The organism is Collinsella sp. AM41-2BH, from assembly GCF_003468085.1.
Taxonomy (GTDB): domain Bacteria; phylum Actinomycetota; class Coriobacteriia; order Coriobacteriales; family Coriobacteriaceae; genus Collinsella.
Genome location: NZ_QSGH01000004.1, coordinates 36,124 through 55,142 on the forward strand (window position 1 = coordinate 36,124; position 19,019 = coordinate 55,142).

The 19,019-nt window shown below is 58.5% G+C and carries 16 protein-coding genes and 4 tRNA genes; 18 read left to right on the forward strand and 2 right to left on the reverse strand.

The annotated features are described in order from the left end of the window. Positions 1 to 32: 32 nt before the first annotated feature. Positions 33 to 803 carry a pyrroline-5-carboxylate reductase gene (proC, locus tag DW899_RS03120; protein WP_117655499.1) on the forward strand — a complete coding sequence of 257 codons (771 nt, stop codon included), beginning with the start codon at positions 33 to 35 and terminating at the stop codon, positions 801 to 803. 157 nt (positions 804 to 960) lie between these two features. On the opposite strand, the gene DW899_RS10640 is transcribed toward proC, so the two are convergent. Next, complete coding sequence (locus tag DW899_RS10640) at positions 961 to 1,134, reverse strand: DUF6724 family protein (protein WP_168170424.1); 174 nt, start codon at positions 1,132 to 1,134, stop codon at positions 961 to 963. 111 nt (positions 1,135 to 1,245) lie between these two features. Between DW899_RS10640 and serS the strand changes: the two genes are divergently transcribed. The 7 genes from serS to DW899_RS03155 all read left to right on the forward strand — a co-directional run bounded on the left by serS (position 1,246) and on the right by DW899_RS03155 (position 6,907). Beyond that, on the forward strand, positions 1,246 to 2,529 hold the full coding sequence (gene serS, locus DW899_RS03125; RefSeq protein WP_055285929.1) for a serine--tRNA ligase: 1,284 nt from the start codon (positions 1,246 to 1,248) through the stop codon (positions 2,527 to 2,529). A 173-nt stretch (positions 2,530 to 2,702) separates the two neighbouring features. After that, positions 2,703 to 3,080, forward strand: a complete 378-nt coding sequence (locus DW899_RS03130; protein ID WP_117628981.1) for a hypothetical protein — start codon at positions 2,703 to 2,705, stop codon at positions 3,078 to 3,080. A 77-nt stretch (positions 3,081 to 3,157) separates the two neighbouring features. Beyond that, positions 3,158 to 3,234, forward strand: a tRNA-Arg gene (locus DW899_RS03135). A gap of 549 nt (positions 3,235 to 3,783) precedes the next feature. Next, positions 3,784 to 3,860 (forward strand) — tRNA-Arg (locus tag DW899_RS03140). Positions 3,861 to 4,018: 158 nt separating this feature from the next. Further along, a tRNA-Arg gene (locus DW899_RS03145) sits at positions 4,019 to 4,095 on the forward strand. 185 nt (positions 4,096 to 4,280) lie between these two features. Further along, positions 4,281 to 6,722, forward strand: coding sequence for a lipopolysaccharide assembly protein LapB (locus tag DW899_RS03150; RefSeq protein ID WP_117799970.1), 2,442 nt, complete (start codon positions 4,281 to 4,283; stop codon positions 6,720 to 6,722). Between the two features lie 94 nt (positions 6,723 to 6,816). Next, a tRNA-Ser gene (locus tag DW899_RS03155) sits at positions 6,817 to 6,907 on the forward strand. A gap of 321 nt (positions 6,908 to 7,228) precedes the next feature. Here DW899_RS03155 and DW899_RS03160 read toward each other — a convergent pair. Continuing rightward, on the reverse strand, positions 7,229 to 8,569 hold the full coding sequence (locus tag DW899_RS03160) for a D-alanyl-D-alanine carboxypeptidase family protein (RefSeq protein WP_158566556.1): 1,341 nt from the start codon (positions 8,567 to 8,569) through the stop codon (positions 7,229 to 7,231). Positions 8,570 to 8,766: 197 nt separating this feature from the next. Here DW899_RS03160 and DW899_RS03165 point away from each other — a divergent pair, with 197 nt between their 5' ends. The 10 genes from DW899_RS03165 (at position 8,767) to htpG (ending at position 18,953) form a co-directional block, all read left to right on the forward strand. Beyond that, entirely contained in the window at positions 8,767 to 9,462 is a 696-nt protein-coding gene (locus DW899_RS03165) for a response regulator transcription factor (RefSeq protein ID WP_117799972.1), read from the forward strand. 25 nt (positions 9,463 to 9,487) lie between these two features. Then, positions 9,488 to 10,726: a sensor histidine kinase KdpD gene (locus tag DW899_RS03170; RefSeq protein ID WP_117799973.1), complete on the forward strand. Its 1,239-nt coding sequence runs from the start codon at positions 9,488 to 9,490 to the stop codon at positions 10,724 to 10,726. 103 nt (positions 10,727 to 10,829) lie between these two features. Beyond that, positions 10,830 to 11,705, forward strand: coding sequence for a phosphate ABC transporter ATP-binding protein PstB (gene pstB / locus DW899_RS03175; protein WP_199570251.1), 876 nt, complete (start codon positions 10,830 to 10,832; stop codon positions 11,703 to 11,705). Between the two features lie 64 nt (positions 11,706 to 11,769). Continuing rightward, complete coding sequence (locus DW899_RS03180; protein WP_117799974.1) at positions 11,770 to 12,498, forward strand: response regulator transcription factor; 729 nt, start codon at positions 11,770 to 11,772, stop codon at positions 12,496 to 12,498. 3 nt (positions 12,499 to 12,501) lie between these two features. Further along, positions 12,502 to 13,926 (forward strand): cell wall metabolism sensor histidine kinase WalK, encoded by a 1,425-nt coding sequence (locus DW899_RS03185; RefSeq protein ID WP_117799975.1) that lies wholly within the window; start codon positions 12,502 to 12,504, stop codon positions 13,924 to 13,926. 195 nt (positions 13,927 to 14,121) lie between these two features. Beyond that, positions 14,122 to 14,778: a YveK family protein gene (locus tag DW899_RS03190; RefSeq protein ID WP_055250503.1), complete on the forward strand. Its 657-nt coding sequence runs from the start codon at positions 14,122 to 14,124 to the stop codon at positions 14,776 to 14,778. Positions 14,779 to 14,780: 2 nt separating this feature from the next. After that, positions 14,781 to 15,515 carry a CpsD/CapB family tyrosine-protein kinase gene (locus DW899_RS03195; RefSeq protein ID WP_117799976.1) on the forward strand — a complete coding sequence of 245 codons (735 nt, stop codon included), beginning with the start codon at positions 14,781 to 14,783 and terminating at the stop codon, positions 15,513 to 15,515. Between the two features lie 17 nt (positions 15,516 to 15,532). Next, complete coding sequence (locus DW899_RS03200; protein ID WP_055250497.1) at positions 15,533 to 16,183, forward strand: tyrosine-protein phosphatase; 651 nt, start codon at positions 15,533 to 15,535, stop codon at positions 16,181 to 16,183. 39 nt (positions 16,184 to 16,222) lie between these two features. Then, a complete protein-coding gene (locus tag DW899_RS03205; RefSeq protein WP_117799977.1) occupies positions 16,223 to 16,726 on the forward strand; it encodes a GNAT family N-acetyltransferase in 504 nt (167 codons plus the stop codon). A gap of 202 nt (positions 16,727 to 16,928) precedes the next feature. Then, the gene (gene htpG / locus DW899_RS03210; RefSeq protein ID WP_117799978.1) at positions 16,929 to 18,953 is read left to right on the forward strand and encodes a molecular chaperone HtpG; all 2,025 of its coding nucleotides are present in this window, start codon (positions 16,929 to 16,931) and stop codon (positions 18,951 to 18,953) included. Positions 18,954 to 19,019: the final 66 nt, after the last annotated feature.

The following is a 19,019-nucleotide window of genomic DNA, read 5'->3' on the forward strand; positions in this document are numbered from 1 at the left end:
TTTGAGGAACGCATCTGAGAGGACTGTGTGATATGAAGATCGGATTTGTCGGTTTTGGCAATATGGCGAGTGCTATGGCCGATGGCTGGATTGCCGCCGGCGTGGCCGCGGGCGACATGTGCGCCTGCGCAGGCCGCTACGATGCTTTGGTCGAGCGTTGCGAGGTGCGCGGCATGGTCGCCTGCCACGATGCCGCCGAGGTTGTCGCCGCATCCGATATCGTGGTCGCTGCGGTCAAACCGTACATGATCGAGAAGGTATTCGCCCCGCTCAAGGATGCTCTTGCCAAAAAGGTCGTTCTGTCGGTTGCCTGGACCTGGGACAGTGCCAAGTGGGAGCAGGTCCTGCCGGGCGTCGCGCATATCTCGACGGTGCCCAACACGCCGGTTTCGGTGGGCGAGGGCGTCATCGCCTGCGAGAAGGCTTCGACGCTTAACGACGAGCAGCGTGCTGTGGTGCTCGACCTGCTCGGTAAGCTTGGCGCTGTCGTCGAGCTCGACACAAGCCTGCTGTTTGTGGGCGGCACGGTGGGTGGTTGCGCTCCGGCGTTTGTCGCCATGGCAATCGAGGCCCTGGGCGATGCGGCGGTCAAGCACGGTATCCCGCGTGCGGATGCTTATCGCATTGTGAGCCAGATGGTGCTGGGTACGGCAAAGCTGCAGCTTGCAACTGGCCAGCATCCTGCGGCGATGAAGGATGCCGTATGCTCGCCCGGCGGTGCCACCATCAAGGGCGTCGTTGCACTCGAGGACGCCGGCATGCGCAGCGCCCTGGTCAAGGCAATCGACGCAACCCTCCAGTAAAACCGACCAAAAAAGGGACAGTTTATTTTGGCAGGTTTTTCCTGCGGTTTTGTCCTTTTAGCGAAAAGTGCCCCGCAACTGGCTCAATTCCAGTTGCGGGGCACTTGCGTTTGCCCAGATAAAACCGACCAAAATAAACCTGTCCCTTTTTGGCAGGTTAGTCCCAGAAGCTGTCTTCTTCGTCCTCGGACTTGGGGCCGCGGTCGACATACATCTTATGGGTGCGCTTCTCCATTACAAAGGCAATAATCGCAAACAGCAGGATGCCGCCGGCGAAAAGGATGGCAAAACCGGTGCGGGTGCCAAACAAAAAGGAAAAAACTGCGTCCATTGGGTGCCTTCTTGCGTAGTTGAGTTGGGTCGTAAACGCTCATAAGTATATACTTGCCCATACATGTACAAGGTTGCAACCTAAATGGAATGTATATCGCCGGAGGATCTAATGCTTGATATCAAGTTTGTTCGCGAGAACCCCGATGCCATCGATGTCGCCATGGCTAACCGCCAGACGTCTTGGGATCGCGAGAAGTTCTTTGAGCTCGACGACGAGCGTCGTGCCGTCATCACCGAGGTTGAGGAACTTCAAGCCACGCGCAATGCCGAGTCCAAGAAGATCGGCGCCCTGATGAAGGAGGGCAAGAAGGACGAGGCCGAGGCCGCCAAGGAGGCCGTGCGCGCCGTCAACGAGAAGATTGACGGTCTGGCCGAGCGCCGCACCGCCCTCGAGCAGGAGCAGTACGACTTCATGGCTCACCTGCCCAACATTCCCTGCGAGGCCACGCCGTACGGCAAGGACGAGGACGAGAACATCGAGCGCCGTCGTTGGGGCACCCCGCGCGAGTTCGACTTCGACTTTAAGCCGCACTGGGATCTGGGCACCGACCTCGACATCCTTGACTTCGAGCGCGGCAACAAGCTCTCCGGCAGCCGCTTCACCGTTCTCGGTGGCGCCGGCGCCCGTCTTGAGCGCGCCCTCATCAACTTCTTCCTCGATACGCACACCAGCCGTGGTTTTAAGGAGTGGTGGCCGCCCATCGTCGTCAAGCGTCAGACCATGTTCGGCACGGGCCAGCTGCCCAAGTTCGAGGACGACGCCTATCACGTCTCGGGCGACAACTTCCTGATCCCCACCGCCGAGGTCGTGCTCACCAACCTGCACGCCGGTGAGGTCCTCGACGCCGACACCCTGCCGCGCCGCTACACCGCCTTCACCCCCTGCTTCCGCGAGGAGGCCGGTTCCGCCGGTCGCGATACCCGTGGCATCATCCGTCAGCACGAGTTCGACAAGGTCGAGATGGTCAAGTTCGCTAAGCCGGAGGAGTCCGACGAGGAGCTCGAGAGCATGACCGCCGAGGCCGAGTACCTGCTGCAGCAGCTGGGCCTTCCGTATCGCGTGATTAGCCTGTGCACCGGCGACTTGGGCTTCTCTGCCCGTCAGACCTACGACATCGAGGTCTGGCTGCCGAGCTACAACGCCTACAAGGAGATCAGCTCCTGCTCCAACTGCGGTGACTTCCAGGCTCGCCGCGCCAACATCAAGTATCGCGACCCCGAGAACTTCAAGGGTTCGCGCTATCTGCACACCCTCAACGGTTCCGGCCTGCCGGCTGGCCGTACCATGGCTGCCATTCTGGAGAACTACCAGAACGCCGACGGCACCATCACGATCCCCGAGGTCCTGCGTCCCTACATGGGCGGCCTCGAGAAGATCGAGCCGGTCGCGTAACTTGGCTGCATAGGCGATATGCAAGGGCGCTCCTTCGGGGGCGCCCTATTTCGTGCGCAGGTCCATACCATGCCGTGCGGACAGCTCAATAGAAAACACACGAACAACTGTTCTGTATACAGCAATCTACCTGCTATGCTTTTGCTAAATAAGAGCGAGAGAAAGGGGACGCGATGGAGCTGTTTGATGATCGGGTGGTTTTGTTTGAGAGCGACGAGGGCGGGGAGTACCTGCTTGTAACGTGTGAGCCGTCTGGCATGGGTGGCCTGGTGGTTCGACAGACGAGCGGGGGTCCGTTGACCCAATGGTGCTTTGAGGAGTCGCCTCATGTGGTTGAGACGTTTGTGGCGCACGAGGGGCTTGTGGCCCTGGAGCATTTCTATGGGGTCCGGACATCTAACCAGGTTGCTCGCATGTTGAGTATCTCGTTTGCCGATTATGATTGTGCCCAGCGGGTGAGATCGCTCCTGAGGGAACTTGATGCTAAGTTTGACGTGATCGAAAAGCCAATCGATCGTACGGGGAACGACGGTATATGCGGAGCAGCATGACAAGACTGCGTTCCACAAAAAAGTTTGAAATTGTGCTTGACTCCAATAAGCTAAAGTGGTTTTATATGTCTTGCGCTGCGGCGTTACCTCAGCTGGATAGAGGGTCTGACTACGAATCAGAACGTCATAGGTTCGAATCCTATACGCCGCACCAATTGAAATTGAAAGCCTCCGGCAACGGGGGCTTTTCTTTTAGGCAGTCGCCGCATGGATTCGAACCTCGGTCGAGGCGCGAGCGTGAAGCGGACGCGGAGCGTCCGGTAGCGAGCGGGCGAGTCCGCCGGCAGGCGGGCGAAGCCGGTGCGGATCCGCGAAGCGGATGCGCGGAATCCTATACGCCGCACCAATTGAAATTGAAAGCCTCCGGCAACGGGGGCTTTTCTTTTAGGCAGTCGCCGCATGGATTCGAACCTCGGTCGAGGCGCGAGCGTGAAGCGGACGCGGAGCGTCCGGTAGCGAGCGGGCGAGTCCGCCGGCAGGCGGGCGAAGCCGGTGCGGATCCGCGAAGCGGATGCGCGGAATCCTATACGCCGCACCAATTGAAATTGAAAGCCTCCGGCAACGGGGGCTTTTCTTTTATGGCAGCACCGCATGGATTCGAACCTCGGTCGAGGCACGAACAACTTAATTATCACTCCGTAAAATTTTTTTCTAATTGTCGCTTGACCCATCGGGGGCTCGCGTGCATAATAATCCGTGCGTTGCGGCGTTACCTCAGCTGGATAGAGGGTCTGACTACGAATCAGAACGTCATAGGTTCGAATCCTATACGCCGCACCAATTGACTTTAAAGCTCCCGGCGACGGGGGCTTTTCTTATATCGCGATGCGTCGAAGATCGCGCCAAGCCCTCCAAATGATTAAAAATCAAATTCGATAACTTTTTTTGAAAAAATGCTTGACCATTATTCAGTCTCTGTGCATAATAATCAACAAGTCGCGGCGTTACCTCAGCTGGATAGAGGGTCTGACTACGAATCAGAACGTCATAGGTTCGAATCCTATACGCCGCACCATTTGAGATTAAAGCTCCCGGCAACGGGGGCTTTTCTTTTACGTAAACACCGCATGGATTCGAACCTCGGTCGAGGCGCGGGCGTAAAGCGGACGATTTCCTGTCGACTCGTGTAAGATTCCGAGTAGATGTCGCGACTTATTCGCGACCACTCCTTCTTCAAGCGACCGATCAGGGTGATACTTCGTGGCAGAGCGTCCGACATACAAGCTCAGGTTTCTCGATCCCAAAAAGCGCTTTCCGGCGATGCCCGAGCAGCCTGCGGGACGCTCATATGGCGTGGTCTGGAAACTCTTTGGCGAGGATCAGCATGAATCTTGCTATGTCGTCGAATTCGTTGGCAAAAGTCATGTGTCGCTTTTGGGTTACGTAAGCGTTTCGGGCGAGGTGTACAAGGTGGACCGCCCCGTTAGCGAGACTCCGCTGCCCAACGATCCCGACATGGAACTGGTCCTTGACGAGTCGGACTCCGGTATTGGTGAGATTGTGGTTCGGGGAGCCAACGGCACAATGCGCGCGTGCGCGCGAACCGTCGGCTCTCCCGAAGGCCCCATGCGCGAGCAGTCCGACCACGAGACATGGAATTCGACCCGCTCCCTTCCTTACGGCGAGTTCATGGCATCGATGTTCCTGCGCTATGTGATATTCGCTGACTCCGAAAATGCCATTGCGAGCACGGCGGACGCCGGCGGACTCGACGAGGGTATGCAAAATGTTATCGACAAGATCAAGCTCGTAAAGTTGCCCGAGCCGGTCGAGGTGTTTTTGGGCTTTAACACGGCACCGCTACCTGACGCTATCGAGACGCTGCTCTACCGCGTTGACCATGCCGAGAACCCGAGCGGTATCGAGCGCTATGCCGCCGCCCTTATGAGTGAAATTGACTTGCCCCGCTTGCGCACCATCGCCGCTAAGTCCGAGATGAGCCTGGCTCGCATCGATCGCTCAAAGCTTTTCTATCTCAATTTTGATCGAAGCCTGCTAGACCAGGACGAGATTGACACGCTGCTCGCCATCGAGTGCCGTCTCAACCGCCTCTCCGGCATCCTTGAGCGCATTGGGGCTGGATTGGCCCCCGCGGCCTCGTCGCCGAGCCTTGAAGGCTGTGCGCTCTTTGATTCGTGGCATATCGCCAAGACGACCAACGATGTTCCCCGACTGCTCGATACAACCTCGAGCGACAACCCGTGGTCCAAACCGGGAACGGTGGCTTGTCAGCCGGGCGGTGAGTGGGATGTGCGTACCCGCTTCGCGCGTATTGTCGAGGCACTTAACGTGGTCACGCGGCTCGACTATACCTATCGGGCAAACGTTGCCGAGGGGATCATGCTCGTTCGGTTTGGGCAGTCTGTCGTTGATGCCATGCCGCAACGTGAATACGACGCTCAAGATGACGCCTGGCGCGAGTTGGACGAGGACGCGCGTGCGATCTGGGCCGCGGAGCACGATGCGCGCGTGGCACTCACGCTTGCAGCAGCGTGTTTTGCCGCGGGCACCTGCATCACGCGCTGCTATGTGCAGATTGCTGCTCCCGACAGTGAGCAGGGCGAGCGCGTTGTTGCAACGTATTTCTTTGGGCGCGCGGCCTATCTGGCCGATTGCGTGCCTGTCGCCAAGGATCTTGAGAGCATGGACATGGACGATATGCCGTGCAAGCGTGTGCTTGAGGCATATGAGTCAACCGCTCCGGAGACGATTGAACCTGCGGAGGTTCATGCTCGTCCGCGTGATGACCATCGCATGCTGCCGCCGGCGCTGCGCGATCTGCTGCTTGCCGATACGGCTGACGAGTTGGAGGTCATGGAAGAGGACGACGACCCATACGTGGCCCGTGTTGTTGAATTGCGCGAGCAGGCAAAAGTCGACCGTACAGGTGCTTTTGAAGGCTTTTCCCGTCTTGTCGAGGAGTTGGAGGCTAAGTGCGCCGTCGCCGAGCTTTTGGCGACAGGTCCGGTTCAAACGCAGTTTTGCGATAATCAGCTGGTGCGCATGGTGCTACCGGTGTTGGAAGAAGACCGCTCTGTGCGAATCCTTCGTGCGCCCGATGCGCTGTACTTTGCCCAGCACGAGATTTGCAGTTTTTACGCCGAGCAAGAGGACTTTGAACGAGCACTGCCCGAGGTGCGCCATCTTTACGATCTGGCGCGCTCGTCCATGCAGTCGCACTTTGCGCTCATCAACGTGCTCGCGCGTCTGGAGCGCTTTGACGAGATTATCGAGGTGGCGCGCCACGGCCTACGTATTGCCAGCGATCGTTCTGCAATCGGCTACCTGTTCTATCGCTTGGCGTTTGCCTATTGGAATTGCGATCAGCTCGACCTGGCGCTGGCTTGTTACCGTCTGGTGCCGCGCGGCGAGGAGTCGGGCAGCAGCGCGCTGGAAGAAATGCAGGGCCTTATGAACGAGATGGGTGTCAGCGAGCCTCCGACGTTCGAGGAAGCGGTCGAGACCATCCGCAGGGCTGGACTCGAATTGCCGCCCGTGCCCGCGGTGGCCAACCAGCTTGCGGATGCCGCCGTGCAGCTGGTCGATAACGGCTTCTTTTTCCTGGCGCGCGGTTGTATCTTCCAAATGTGGCGTACCATGGGCAACGACGAGCTCGGCTCCCTCAACCGCTCGCTGGGGTAGGGGCGAAAACTGCAAGGAGGAAAGGCCGCTGGGCAATTAGAAAATTCCCTCTTGCCCAACTTCGACTGTTTGGTTACTATAGAACGGCTGTTACGGAGAGCTGACCGAGAGGCCGAAGGTGCTCGCCTGCTAAGCGAGTATGCCCCAAAAGGGCATCTGGGGTTCGAATCCCCAGCTCTCCGCCAGTATGACTTGAAAGAAGGGTCCCATTTGGGGCCCTTTTTTGTGCGGAGAAAGGAGGCTGGGGATTCGAACCCGAGAGGGCACGGGCGTTAAGCAAACGCGAAAGCGTTTGTAGCCCGTGGGCGAAAAGCCGCCAGGTTTTGAAGCCGGAGGGCATGCGCAGCATGCCCGGACATCCCCAGCTCTCCGCCAGTACGAATTTGAAGAAGGGTCCCATTTGGGGCCCTTTTTATTATCAAGAATGGCATCTGGGGATTCGAACCCTCAAAAAAAGAGGCATCCTTTCGGACGCCTCCCTTCAGTGGGCTTATTATTCTTGCGCACTACACCTCGGGCGCCTTGGCGACGGTCTCGCTTTCTGTCGTGAGCGGGCGGTTGTCGATGCGGCGGCCCAAGCGATCGAGCTTCACGAGTAGCCACTCAATGGGATTCGGCCCTGCGCCTTCCTCGTCGGCAACCAGGTCCATGACGGCGATCTTGGTGCCATCCTGCTTGAGCGTAACGCTGCCCACCTTGTCGCCCACATGCACCGTGCCCGAAAGATCGTCGTAGCTAACCTTTTCGGTCACCTCGCCGGCAAGGGAAAACACGGTCGCTTGCGCCGTAGGATCGGCGAGCGTGGCGTCGATCGTCTTATCCGTCCAGTCGGTTTGGCCAATGCGCGCCATAAGTGGGTTGCCGTTGGCGGTCTTTTCCTGCGTGTTGGCGATTGCGACCGTCACCTTGTGACCGTAGTACCAATTGGCAAGGGTTGCGGTATCGGTAAAGCGCTGGTCGGTGGTGGTGGAGTTCAAAACGACGGTGTAGATCTCGTCGCCATCGCGGTTGTAGGCACCCGTAAAGCAATAGCCTGCATCATCGGTGGTGCCGGTCTTGCCACCGATGTTGCCATCTTGGCCTAGCAAATAGTTATGCGTGTCCATGGAATGCGAATGGTCGGTGCCGTCGGCGCCCGTGACCTCGATCCAGGAATCTTCGCTCGCTACGACCTCGCGGATCGTGTCGTTTTTCATGGCCTCCTGCATCATCAGCGCTACGTCGTGTGCGGTTGAGTGCATATCACCAGCCCACTCATCAAAGTCCAGACCATGCGGGTTTTCAAAAAGCGTGCCGGTGCAACCGAGCTTCTTAGCGCGCTCGTTCATGGCTTTCACAAATGTTGCCTCGGCGTCTTTGGTCTTAGGGTCGATCTTCTTGCCCACATATTCGGCGAGCACGATGGCGGCGTCGTTGCCCGAGGGAATCATCAGGCCGCGCAGTGCCTGCTTCACGGTGAGCTCGTCGCCTTCGAGTAGGCCGGCTGTTGAATTGCCCACGGTGGCTGCGGCGTTGCTCACCGTGGCCTTCTCGTCCATCTTGCAATTCTCGACGGTTAGGATTGCGGTCATGACCTTGGTGATCGAGGCAATCTTGACCTGCTCATCGGCGCCGCGGGCATAGTAGACGGTGCCGTCTTTGCCCATGACGAGGGCATTGGTCGCATCGATATCGGGCAGGTTTTCGGCCGTGATGCCGCGCGCATCGGCGGTTTTGCCGCAAACATTGTCGGTCGTGAGTACTTGGGCGCCGGCGACGGTGGGCACGCCAGCGGCAAGGGCGATAGCGCAGACAAAGCCGGCGGCAAGCTGGGCTGAGCGCTTTGCAAAAGAGGTGAGGGACTTCACGGATTTCGCTTTCGACGGGATGGTCTCTTCTGGAACTAGAGTATATCGTTTGCCGGCGTCGGCGATCATCGCGTGCGTGCGTGGCCCACATCCGCGCCCGAACGGGCACAAGGGTGCTTAAGGCCGACTTAATCACCCACGCTTGTTGTGTGTGGCGTGCGTCGCCTCGGGCATAATGGAGCGCGAGAGGAGCACGCATGAACGAGCGCATTTTGGTAGTTGATGACGAGAAGGCCATCGCCGACTTGGTTGGTATCTACCTTACAAAAGAGGGCTTTGATGTCCAGATTGCCTATAGCGGGGCCGATGCTGCCAAGGCAATCCTGGAGCAGGAGTTCGATCTGGCACTGTTGGATGTCATGCTGCCCGATATCGATGGCTTTGAGCTACTGCGTACGATCCGTTTCAGCCATACCTATCCTGTGATCATGCTGACGGCGCGCGATGCCCAGCAAGACAAGATCGAGGGCCTTTCGCTTGGCGCGGACGATTACGTGGTTAAGCCGTTCCGTCCGCTGGAGCTCATCGCGCGCGTGCACGCTCAGCTTCGCCGCTACACCAGCTACGGTAGCCGCTCGCAGGCGGCCGAGTCGCCGACCATCCAGCTCGACGGCCTGGAGATCAACCGCGATGCTCGTTCCGTAACGGTGGACGGTGCACCGGTACGCCTCACGCCCATCGAGTATTCCATCTTGCTGTATCTGGTTGAGCATCGCGGCAGCGTGGTAGCCGTGGAGGATCTGTTCCGCGCGGTGTGGAACGAGGATTTTATGCCCGGCTCCAACAATACGGTGATGGTGCACATCCGCCATCTGCGCGAAAAGATCGGCGACGATGCTCAAAAGCCGCGCTTTATCAAAAACGTCTGGGGCGTCGGCTACATAATCGAATAACGCCTTTGGTGGTGGGGAAGTGGATATGACAAAAGACGATAGGCGGGTATTCGAGGTGCCCGATCGACTCTTTGAATACATAAGGGCGGTCGTCGACAATCGCGCGCTTGCGACGGTGCTGCTCTTTTCGCTGAGTCTGCTACTCATTGGCATTGACAATATCGTTGGCATCCTGGCAGTTCTGCTTATTGGCTTCTTGCTGATCGATCGATTTGAAATCGTTCGCCGCTGCGTGGTAATCGGCGGTGCCGCGTGGACGATTGCGCTGGCGATCGGGGCCATGGCGCTTGGCGGTATTGGCGAGCCCGTGTTCTTTGACGCCGCCTTTGTATTCAACATGCTCGGCTTTGTGCTGGCGCTTGCCGTGTGCGTCCTGTTCTTTTGCGGACGCGCCCTGTATTACCAGGGTTATGAGCAGGGCGAGCGGCATGCCGACCGCGTGATCGCCGCCCGTATTCAGGACCGTCTGATCGATAGCCCCGACACGTGGGATACCATCGACGGCGACTTTCTCGAGGTCGAGGGCGCGCTCAATCGGGCGCGCGATTGCGAGCGTAAGGTTCAACAGGCCCTGCGCGACGAATCGCATCGCAAAGATGACCTGGTTACGTACCTGGCGCACGACCTGCGCACGCCGCTCGCCAGCGTGGTGGGCTATCTTTCGCTCCTGCAGGAGGCTCCCGATTTGCCGCTTGAGCAGCGTGCACGCTTTACGGGCGTGGCGCTCGACAAGGCCCATCGGCTCGACGCGCTCATCGAGGAGTTCTTTGACATCACGCGTTTCGATTTCCACGATATCGTGCTTACCCGCGCCTACGTCGATTTGGGGCTATTGCTGGCGCAGGTGGCCGACGAGTTCTATCCCATTCTCAACGAACAGCACAAGGAAGCCCAAGTTGATATCTGCGAGGACCTGACGGTACTCGTGGACGGCGACAAGATGGCTCGCGTATTCAACAACATCATGAAAAACGCCGTTGCCTATAGCTATGAAGGCTCGATGATCACGATTGAGGCCAGGCGCCAAGACGATGGCGGCGTGCGCGTACGATTTATAAACCAGGGCGATCCGATCCCTGCGGCAAAGCTCAAGGTGATCTTTGAGAAGTTCTATCGCCTGGATGCGGCGCGTGCAACCAATCGCGGTGGCGCCGGTCTGGGCCTTGCTATTGCCAAGGAGATCATCGCGGCACACGGCGGTACCGTTGCATGTGAATCGACGCCCGAACACACGATATTCACCATCGAGCTGCCCGCCGCATAGCCAGCGTGCCCTTACAAACACTTGACAATGTGCTCACGTGCGTATGAGCCGCGATTCCTACTATCGATACTGCTGAATTGATATCGATATGGAGGTATGCGGTATGACGGCTGCTGCGGCTGTGGAGCCCACGGAGCTTGAAGAACTCATGGAAGCGCAGGCCGAGGCCGCGCATGAGCGCGAGGTTGGGGATGCGACTCGCCCCACGGCAGAGGATCTTGCCGCCTCGCCGACGCGCATCGATGTCGAGGGCCTCGACCTGTTCTATGGCGACCACCATGCGCTCAAGGACGTGAATATCAAGATCCGCGACAAGCAGATCACCTCGTTCATCGGGCCTTCGGGCTGCGGAAAGTCCACGTTGCTGCGCTGCTTTAACCGCATGAACGACGGCATCAAGGATTGCCGCATCGAGGGCAAGATCGCGCTCGATGGTCAAGATATCCTGGGCGATTACGACATCTGCCGTTTGCGCCAGCGCGTGGGCATGGTGTTCCAGCGCCCCAACCCGTTTCCCATGAGCATCTACGACAACGTCGCCTACGGTCCTCGCGGTATGGGTGTGCGCGAGCGCGCCGTGCTCGATGAGCTGGTCGAGGACTCCCTGTGTCGCGCTGCCCTGTGGGACGAGGTCAAGGACAAGCTCAAGGAGTCGGGCCTGGGTCTTTCGGGTGGACAGCAGCAGCGCCTGTGCATCGCCCGCGCACTTGCCGTGCAGCCCGACATTCTGCTGATGGACGAGCCGACCTCGGCGCTCGACCCCGTGTCGACGCTCGTGGTGGAGCAGCTTGCCTGCGAGCTCAAGGAAACCTGCACGCTGGTGGTCGTGACGCACAACATGCAGCAGGCCGCGCGTATTTCCGATTCGGTTGCGTTCTTTTTGCTGGGTGAGCTGGTGGAGCACGCGCCTACCGCGCAACTCTTCAAAAATCCGTCCGATCCGCGCACGGCGGATTATTTGACGGGGCGTTTTGGCTGACGCTGTCTTTTACAGGTGCTTTTAGGGTTAAGATGCGGTCATATCGGCCGCAAAGGGGTTCAACATGATCTATTACGTCGAGGACGATGACAACATCAGGGATTTGACGGTCTACGCGCTGCGCAAGCAGGGAATCGAGGCCGAGGGCTTTTCGTGCGATGGCGAGTTTAAAGCTGCCGTGGCGCGACGGGTGCCCGATGCTGTGCTGCTCGATATCATGCTGCCCGACACCGATGGCTTGGCGATTATGCGCCGCCTGCGTGCCGATCGCCTGACGGCGACGGTGCCCATCATGATGCTTACCGCCAAGGACACCGAGCTCGACAAGGTGATGGCGCTCGATGGCGGTGCCGACGATTACCTGACTAAGCCGTTTTCGCTCATGGAGCTTGCGAGCCGCTGCCGCGCACTGCTGCGTCGCGGCGGCATGGTCAAGCAGGCGAGCGATGTGCTCAGCGTGGGGGACATCGTGCTCTCGCCCAGCCATCGCGAGGTGACCGTTGCCGGCGAGCCGCTTAAGCTCACCCTGCGCGAGTTCGACCTGCTCGAGTACCTCATGCGCAAGCCCGGCGTGGTCTTTACCCGCGAGTCGTTGCTGCAGAGCGTGTGGGGCTGGGACTTCGACGGCGGTTCGCGCACCGTTGACGTGCACGTGCAGACGCTTCGCCAAAAACTGGGCGAGCATGCCAGCGCCATCGAGACCGTGCGCGGCGTGGGTTATCGCCTGGCCGAGCCTTCTGCCGGTGATGGTGCCGAAGGTGACGACACCGCGTCCACCGCATCGGGGGAGTAACCCGTGGTCTTCGCCCCCCAGGGAAAACATACGCTGTCGCACCGCGTTTTTGTGACGATCTTTGTCTGCGCCATGGCGGTTATCGTGGCGTTTACGGTGCTGGGTGCGTTCTTTGTGCAAAACACTTTGGCGGATGCCACGAGTGCCAATCTGGCGCAGGAAACTGAGCTCATTGCTGCCGCCCTCGACGAGCAGCAGGAGCCCATTCCGTTCTTGCGAAGCCTCGATCGCGAGGATCTTCGTATCACGCTGATCAATAAGGACGGATCTGTTGCCTACGACAACGAGGCGTCGCCTTCCACACTGCCCAACCATGGCGATCGCCCCGAGGTCATCGAGGCCTTTGAGAGTGGTTCGGGTTCCGCGGAGCGCGCAAGCTCTACACTCGACGAGATTATGCTGTATCGCGCCGTCACCCTTGATAACGGCCAGGTCGTTCGCTTGGCGCAGGCCCAGCCTGGCGTTGCGGCGATTTTGCTGTCGATGCTGGCGCCGATGCTGCTTATCGCAGCAGCGGGTGCAGTACTCTCGTTTTTTATGGCGCGCCGTGAGTCCCGTGCCATCATCGCGCCGTTACAAGAGGTGGATTTGGATCACCCACGCCGTAGCTATGAGCACGCCTATGCCGAGATGGTTCCCATGCTTGAGCGCATCGAGTCGCAGCGCCAGGAACTCAAGCGCCAAATGGCGGTGCTAGCGGACAACGACCGTATGCGCCGCGAGTTCACGGCGAATATCACCCATGAGCTCAAGACGCCGCTTACGGCGATTTCGGGCTATGCCGAGCTCATCGCAAATGGCATGGTCGAGGGCGAGGACGACCTGCGCAACTTTGGCGGTCGCATCTATCGTGAGGCGGGCCGCTTGGCAGCGCTTGTCAACGACATCCTTACGCTGTCTAACTTGGACGAGGCCGAACGTGCGACTGAAGGCGAGACAGTGCCCATTGGTTCCACGGAGCCTATTGAGCTCTCGCGTGCGATCTACGCGGTTGAGCAGCGTCTTGAACAGGTCGCCCGTCAAGCGAATGTGACGATAAGTCATGAGACCAAGCCTGTGGTCATCGAAGGCGTGTCGCGCTTGATCGACGAGCTCATCTATAATCTGGCAAGCAACGCCATCCGCTACAATCGACCCGGCGGTACGGTTACGTTGCAGTGCGGCACCAACGACGAAGACCATCCGTTCCTCGCTGTCGCCGACACGGGAATCGGTATCGCGCCTGAAGAACAGGGCAAGGTATTTGAGCGGTTCTATCGCGTGGACAAGAGTAGGTCCAAGGCACGCGGCGGAACCGGCCTGGGGCTTGCCATTGTCAAGCATGCGGCCCTGTATCATCACGCCACGCTCGATCTGTCGAGTGAGTTGGGCGTGGGAACCACCATCACGGTGACGTTTCCCATACAGCAGGACGAGCCATTCGCATAGCGATACAACATAGATATTGATGTAGACGCCGCATTTGACTTTCGGGTGCGGCGTTGTTGCGCAATTTTACGATTGATTCCGACATTTTTACAGGAGAGCCTGTTTCTTATGTATAGAGTTTGGTCTCGGTAAAAAGATGCGATAACATACGGACAGTTTTGTCAATCCGAACTGGGGAAATGAAAGGCAAGCTGCATGACCCTTCTCGAACTGTTCCAGCTGCTGAAGAAGCACCTCAAGCTGGTCATCACCCTTCCGGTGGTCTGCGCGATCGCCATGGGCATCGTGTCCTTCGTTGCGATGGACAACACCTATACCGCGACGACGAGCATGTACATTCTCGCCAAGACCGACGATAGCGGTCAGATGAGCTACAACGATCTCTCGGCGAGCCAGATGCTTTCCAACGATATCGCCACGCTGCTGGATAGCGATAGCGTTAAGAGCGGCGCCGCCAAAGAACTGGGCCTTACCGATCTGGATGACTACAAGGTGTCTGTTTCCTCCGAGACCACCACGCGTGTCATTACGCTTTCGGTTACCGGCACCGATGCCAAGGAGACGGCTGAGGTCGCAAAGGCCATTGCCAGCTCGGTGAGTACGGTCGCTCAGAACGTCGGCGCTGCCCAGAGCATCAACGTTATCGACGAGGCTAAGACCCCCGAAGCCCCCAGCGGCCCCAAGCGCACGCTGTATATTGCCGTCGCGTTCCTCGCCGGTATCTTTATCGCAGTTGCCTATGTCGTTTTGGCAGACATGCTCAATACCCGCATCCGCGGTGCCGAAGAGGCAGAAGAGCTCCTGGGTATTCCCGTTGTTGGCCGAATTCCGGCTATGAAAGGTGGTAAATAGGCATGGCTAAGGCAAAGAACACCGATAAGCTCGTTGTGCAGAATGCCGCCAAGACCCTTCTGGCCAACATCCGCTTTGCGAGCGTGGATGACCCCATTCGCACCATCACCGTTACCTCCTCGATTCCCAACGAGGGCAAGTCTACGGTTTCCATTAACCTTGCTCAGGCAATCGCCACGAGCGGCAAGAGTGTCCTGCTGGTCGAGGCTGATATGCGTCGCAGGTCCCTTGCCGATATGCTCGGCGTCCGCTCCCGCGGCGGACTCTATGCAGTCCTGTCCGAGCAGGTTTCTATCGACCAGGCGATTGTCGAGACGGGTCAGAAGAACTTCTACTTCCTCGATGCCGAGCCGCACATTCCCAATCCTGCCGACATCATCGTCTCCCATCGCTTTGCCAAGCTGGTAAAGGCACTGTCCGCCAAGTTCCAGTACGTCATCTTCGATGCTCCCCCGGTCGGCACCTTCATCGATGCTGCCGAGATCGCAAGTCTGACCGACGGTGCGCTTTTTGTCGTGCGTGAGGATTTCACCAAGCGCGAGGAGGCGCTCAACGCCATCGGTCAGCTTAAGAAGTCCGAGAAGGTCAAGCTCATCGGTACCGTCATGAATTACTGTGAGACCGAGACCAGCGAGTACTACTATTCTTACTACACCAAGGACGGTAAGAAGGTTAAGAAGGGCTCCGATCAGGGCACTTCCAAAAAGGGCATCTTCACCAACCGAGCAAACGTTTAGTTGATTAAGGCTGACCTATGCGTGACATTCATTGCCATATCTTGCCGGGTGTAGACGACGGCGCCGCCGATCTCGAAGAGAGCTTGGCGATGCTCGAGGCTGCCAAGCGGGCCGGTGTAACCAGAATCGTTTGCACTCCTCACTGCCGTGATCCCTATTTTGATTACGACAAGATGTGGGATGCCTTTGAGCTGCTGCGCGATAACGCTGACGGTTTTCCGCTCCAGATGGGCTTCGAGGTCAACCATCGAAAGCTCGTTGAGCTTGGTATCGATGCCGCGGATCACTTGCATTTCGATGGGACCAACGAGTTTCTGCTCGAGCTTTCGACGCATGCCGATGCGTATGCGTTTAGAGAGTACGAGAACACGATTTACGATTTGCAGTGCCGTGGCTACCAGGTGATCATCGCTCATCCTGAGCGCTATCGTGCGGTTCAAAAGGATGTAAGCGTGGCGGAGCGCCTGGTCGATATGGGCTGCAAGCTGCAGGCTTCGGCGGACTTTATTGCCGGCGGTCGCTTTGGTCGCGAGAAAAAGCCGGCACAGCGCCTGTTCGATCAGAACCTGTACAGCTTCATCGCGAGCGATGCCCATAACGTGGGTCATTACGATTGCCTGGCGAAGGCTCGCGCGAAGTTTAGCGTGCGCGGAGCTCATTTTCGCTAAAATCTGTCCCTAACGTTCGCATTGAATGAAAGGGCAGCCATGGATATCCAACTTAAGACGGGATGCTTTGATGACGCGGCGTTGGTGCGCCGCGTCGTTTTTATGGACGAGCAGGGCTACGAGAACGAGTTTGACGCTATCGACGAGGATCCGAACTGCATTCATGTGACGCTCTATGTAGACGGCGAGCTTGCCGGTTGCTCGCGCGTGTTTCCCGAAGAGCTTGAGCGCGCGGCTGACGCAGAGGCTCCGGTGTCGCCGGCGTGCGACTTGGACGAAGGCGTCGCAGCGGGGGAGACCTACATTATGGGGCGCGTCGCCGTGCTGCCGGCTATGCGTCGTCGTGGTTTGGCGAGCAAGATTGTCGAGGCCAGTGATACCGCCGCGCGTGATGCCGGCGCCAAGCTCATTAAGCTGCACGCGCAGGAATACGTGCTGCCGCTCTATGCCAAGGCGGGTTACACGCAGATTGCCCCGGTGGACTATGAGGATGAAGGCCAGCCCCATGCCTGGATGGCCAAACGGGTCGAGGGTGGCAGATAGGGACGTTCCTTTTCTGCCGGCAGTTGGGGACACTCCTTGGCAATTGGCGCATCAGAGCGTTTGGACATACAGTTTTTCGATTCCGTATGTATATATGCGCGCTAATGGGTTATAAAATCTAAGTCTGAACATAGCAGGTCTGCGATGCGGCTCGGGCAACCGGGCCGTTTTTGCGGACGGGGGTAGCGCGAAAGGACTGCACATGCGTCAATTTAAGACCGAGAGCAAAAAACTGCTCGACCTCATGATCAACTCCATCTACACCAATAAGGAAATCTTCCTGCGCGAGCTTATCTCTAACGCGAGCGACGCCGTCGACAAGCTCAACTTTAAGAGCCTGCAGGACCCGAGCGTCAAGCTCGACCAGGGCGACCTGGCTATTCGCGTCTCCTTTGATAAAGACGCCCGCACCATTACCATCTCGGATAACGGCATTGGCATGACCGCCGAGGAGCTCGAGCGCAATCTGGGCACCATCGCCCATTCCGGCTCCGAGGAGTTTAAGACCGAGAACGCCGAGCAGCAGGGTTCCGATGTCGACATCATCGGTCAGTTTGGCGTGGGTTTCTACTCCGCCTTTATGGTCGCCAGCCACGTGAAGGTTGTCAGCCGCGCTTATGGCGAGGATACCGCCCACGTTTGGGAGTCCGACGGTCTTGAGGGCTACACCATCGAGGATGGCGAGCGCGCCGAGCACGGCACCGATGTCATCCTGACGCTGCGCGAGAACGAGAAGCTCGACGCCGACGGCGAGGCCGAGACCTACGATCGCTTCCTGACCGAGTGGGGCCTCAAGAGCCTGATTCAGCAGTACAGCAACTATGTGCGCTACCCGATACAGATGATGGTGTCCAAGAGCCGCCAGAAGCCCAAGCCCGAGGATGCTGGCGATGACTACACGCCCGAGTACGAGGACTACCAGGAGCTCGAGACCGTCAATTCCATGACACCGATCTGGAAGAAACGCAGCTCCGATGTCGAGCAGAAGGACTACGACGAGTTCTACAAGTCCACATTCCACGACTTTGACGATCCCGCGCGCACTATCAGCTTCCACGCCGAGGGCACGCTTGAGTACGATGCGCTGCTGTTTGTGCCGGGTCGCGCCCCGTTCGATCTGTACAGCAAGGACTACGAGAAGGGCCTGGCGCTCTACAGCTCTAACGTGCTGATTATGGAGAAGTGCGACGACCTGCTGCCCGACTACTACAACTTTGTCCGTGGCGTCGTGGATTCTGCCGACGTGTCGCTCAACATCTCGCGTGAGACGCTGCAGCAGAACCGTCAGCTTAAGGCTATTGCCAAGCGTGTGGAAAAGAAGATCACCGCCGACCTTGAGGATATGCGTGACAACGATCGCGAGGCCTACGAGAAGTTCTTTGAGAACTTTGGCCGCGGTCTTAAGTACGGCATCTACTCGAGCTATGGCATGAAGGCCGATGAGCTCGCCGACCTGCTGCTGTTCTGGTCTGCCAAGGAACAGAAGATGATTACCTTGGCCGAGTATGCCAAGGGTATGCCCGAGGATCAGAAGGCCATCTACTACGCCGCCGGCGACTCGCGTGAGCGCTTGGCCAAGATGCCCGTGGTAAAGGGCGTGCTCGAGCGCGGCTATGACGTGCTGTTGCTGACGCAGGATGTGGATGAGTTCACGTTCCAGGCTATGCGTGAGTACGTTGCCGCCGATATGCCTAAGATCTACGAGGACGACGCCGCCCGCGAGGCTGCCGAGAAGGCCGTTGCCGACGGTGCCGAGCCCGAGGTCGAGGATCGTCACCTGGAGCTCAAGAACGTCGCGACTGGCGATCTTGATCTGGCGACCGAGGACGAGAAGAAGGAGGCCGAGGACGCCACCAAGGAAAACGAGGACCTCTTTAGCGCCATGAAGGAGGCGCTCGGTGACAAGGTCGAGAAAGTTGCCGTCTCCGCGCGCCTGACCGATGCCCCCGCTTGCATCACCACCGAGGGTCCGCTTTCGCTCGAGATGGAGAAGGTGCTCCAGAAGGGACCCGAGGGCGCGCCCGACGGTATGCCCAAGAGCCAGCGCGTGCTCGAGCTCAACGCCAAGCACCCGGTCTTTGACAAGCTTGTCGCTGCCCAGAAGGCAGGCGACGCCGACAAGATCAAGCAGTACTCCGGTCTGCTCTATGACCAGGCTCTGCTGGTCGAGGGCATTCTGCCTGAGGACCCCGTTGCCTTCGCGGCGGCTGTCTGCGAACTTATGTAACTAGGGTGTTACGCGGTTCTACGAACCGCGTAACCACTCGACGCTGCAAGCCCGCCAGAGCGGCAA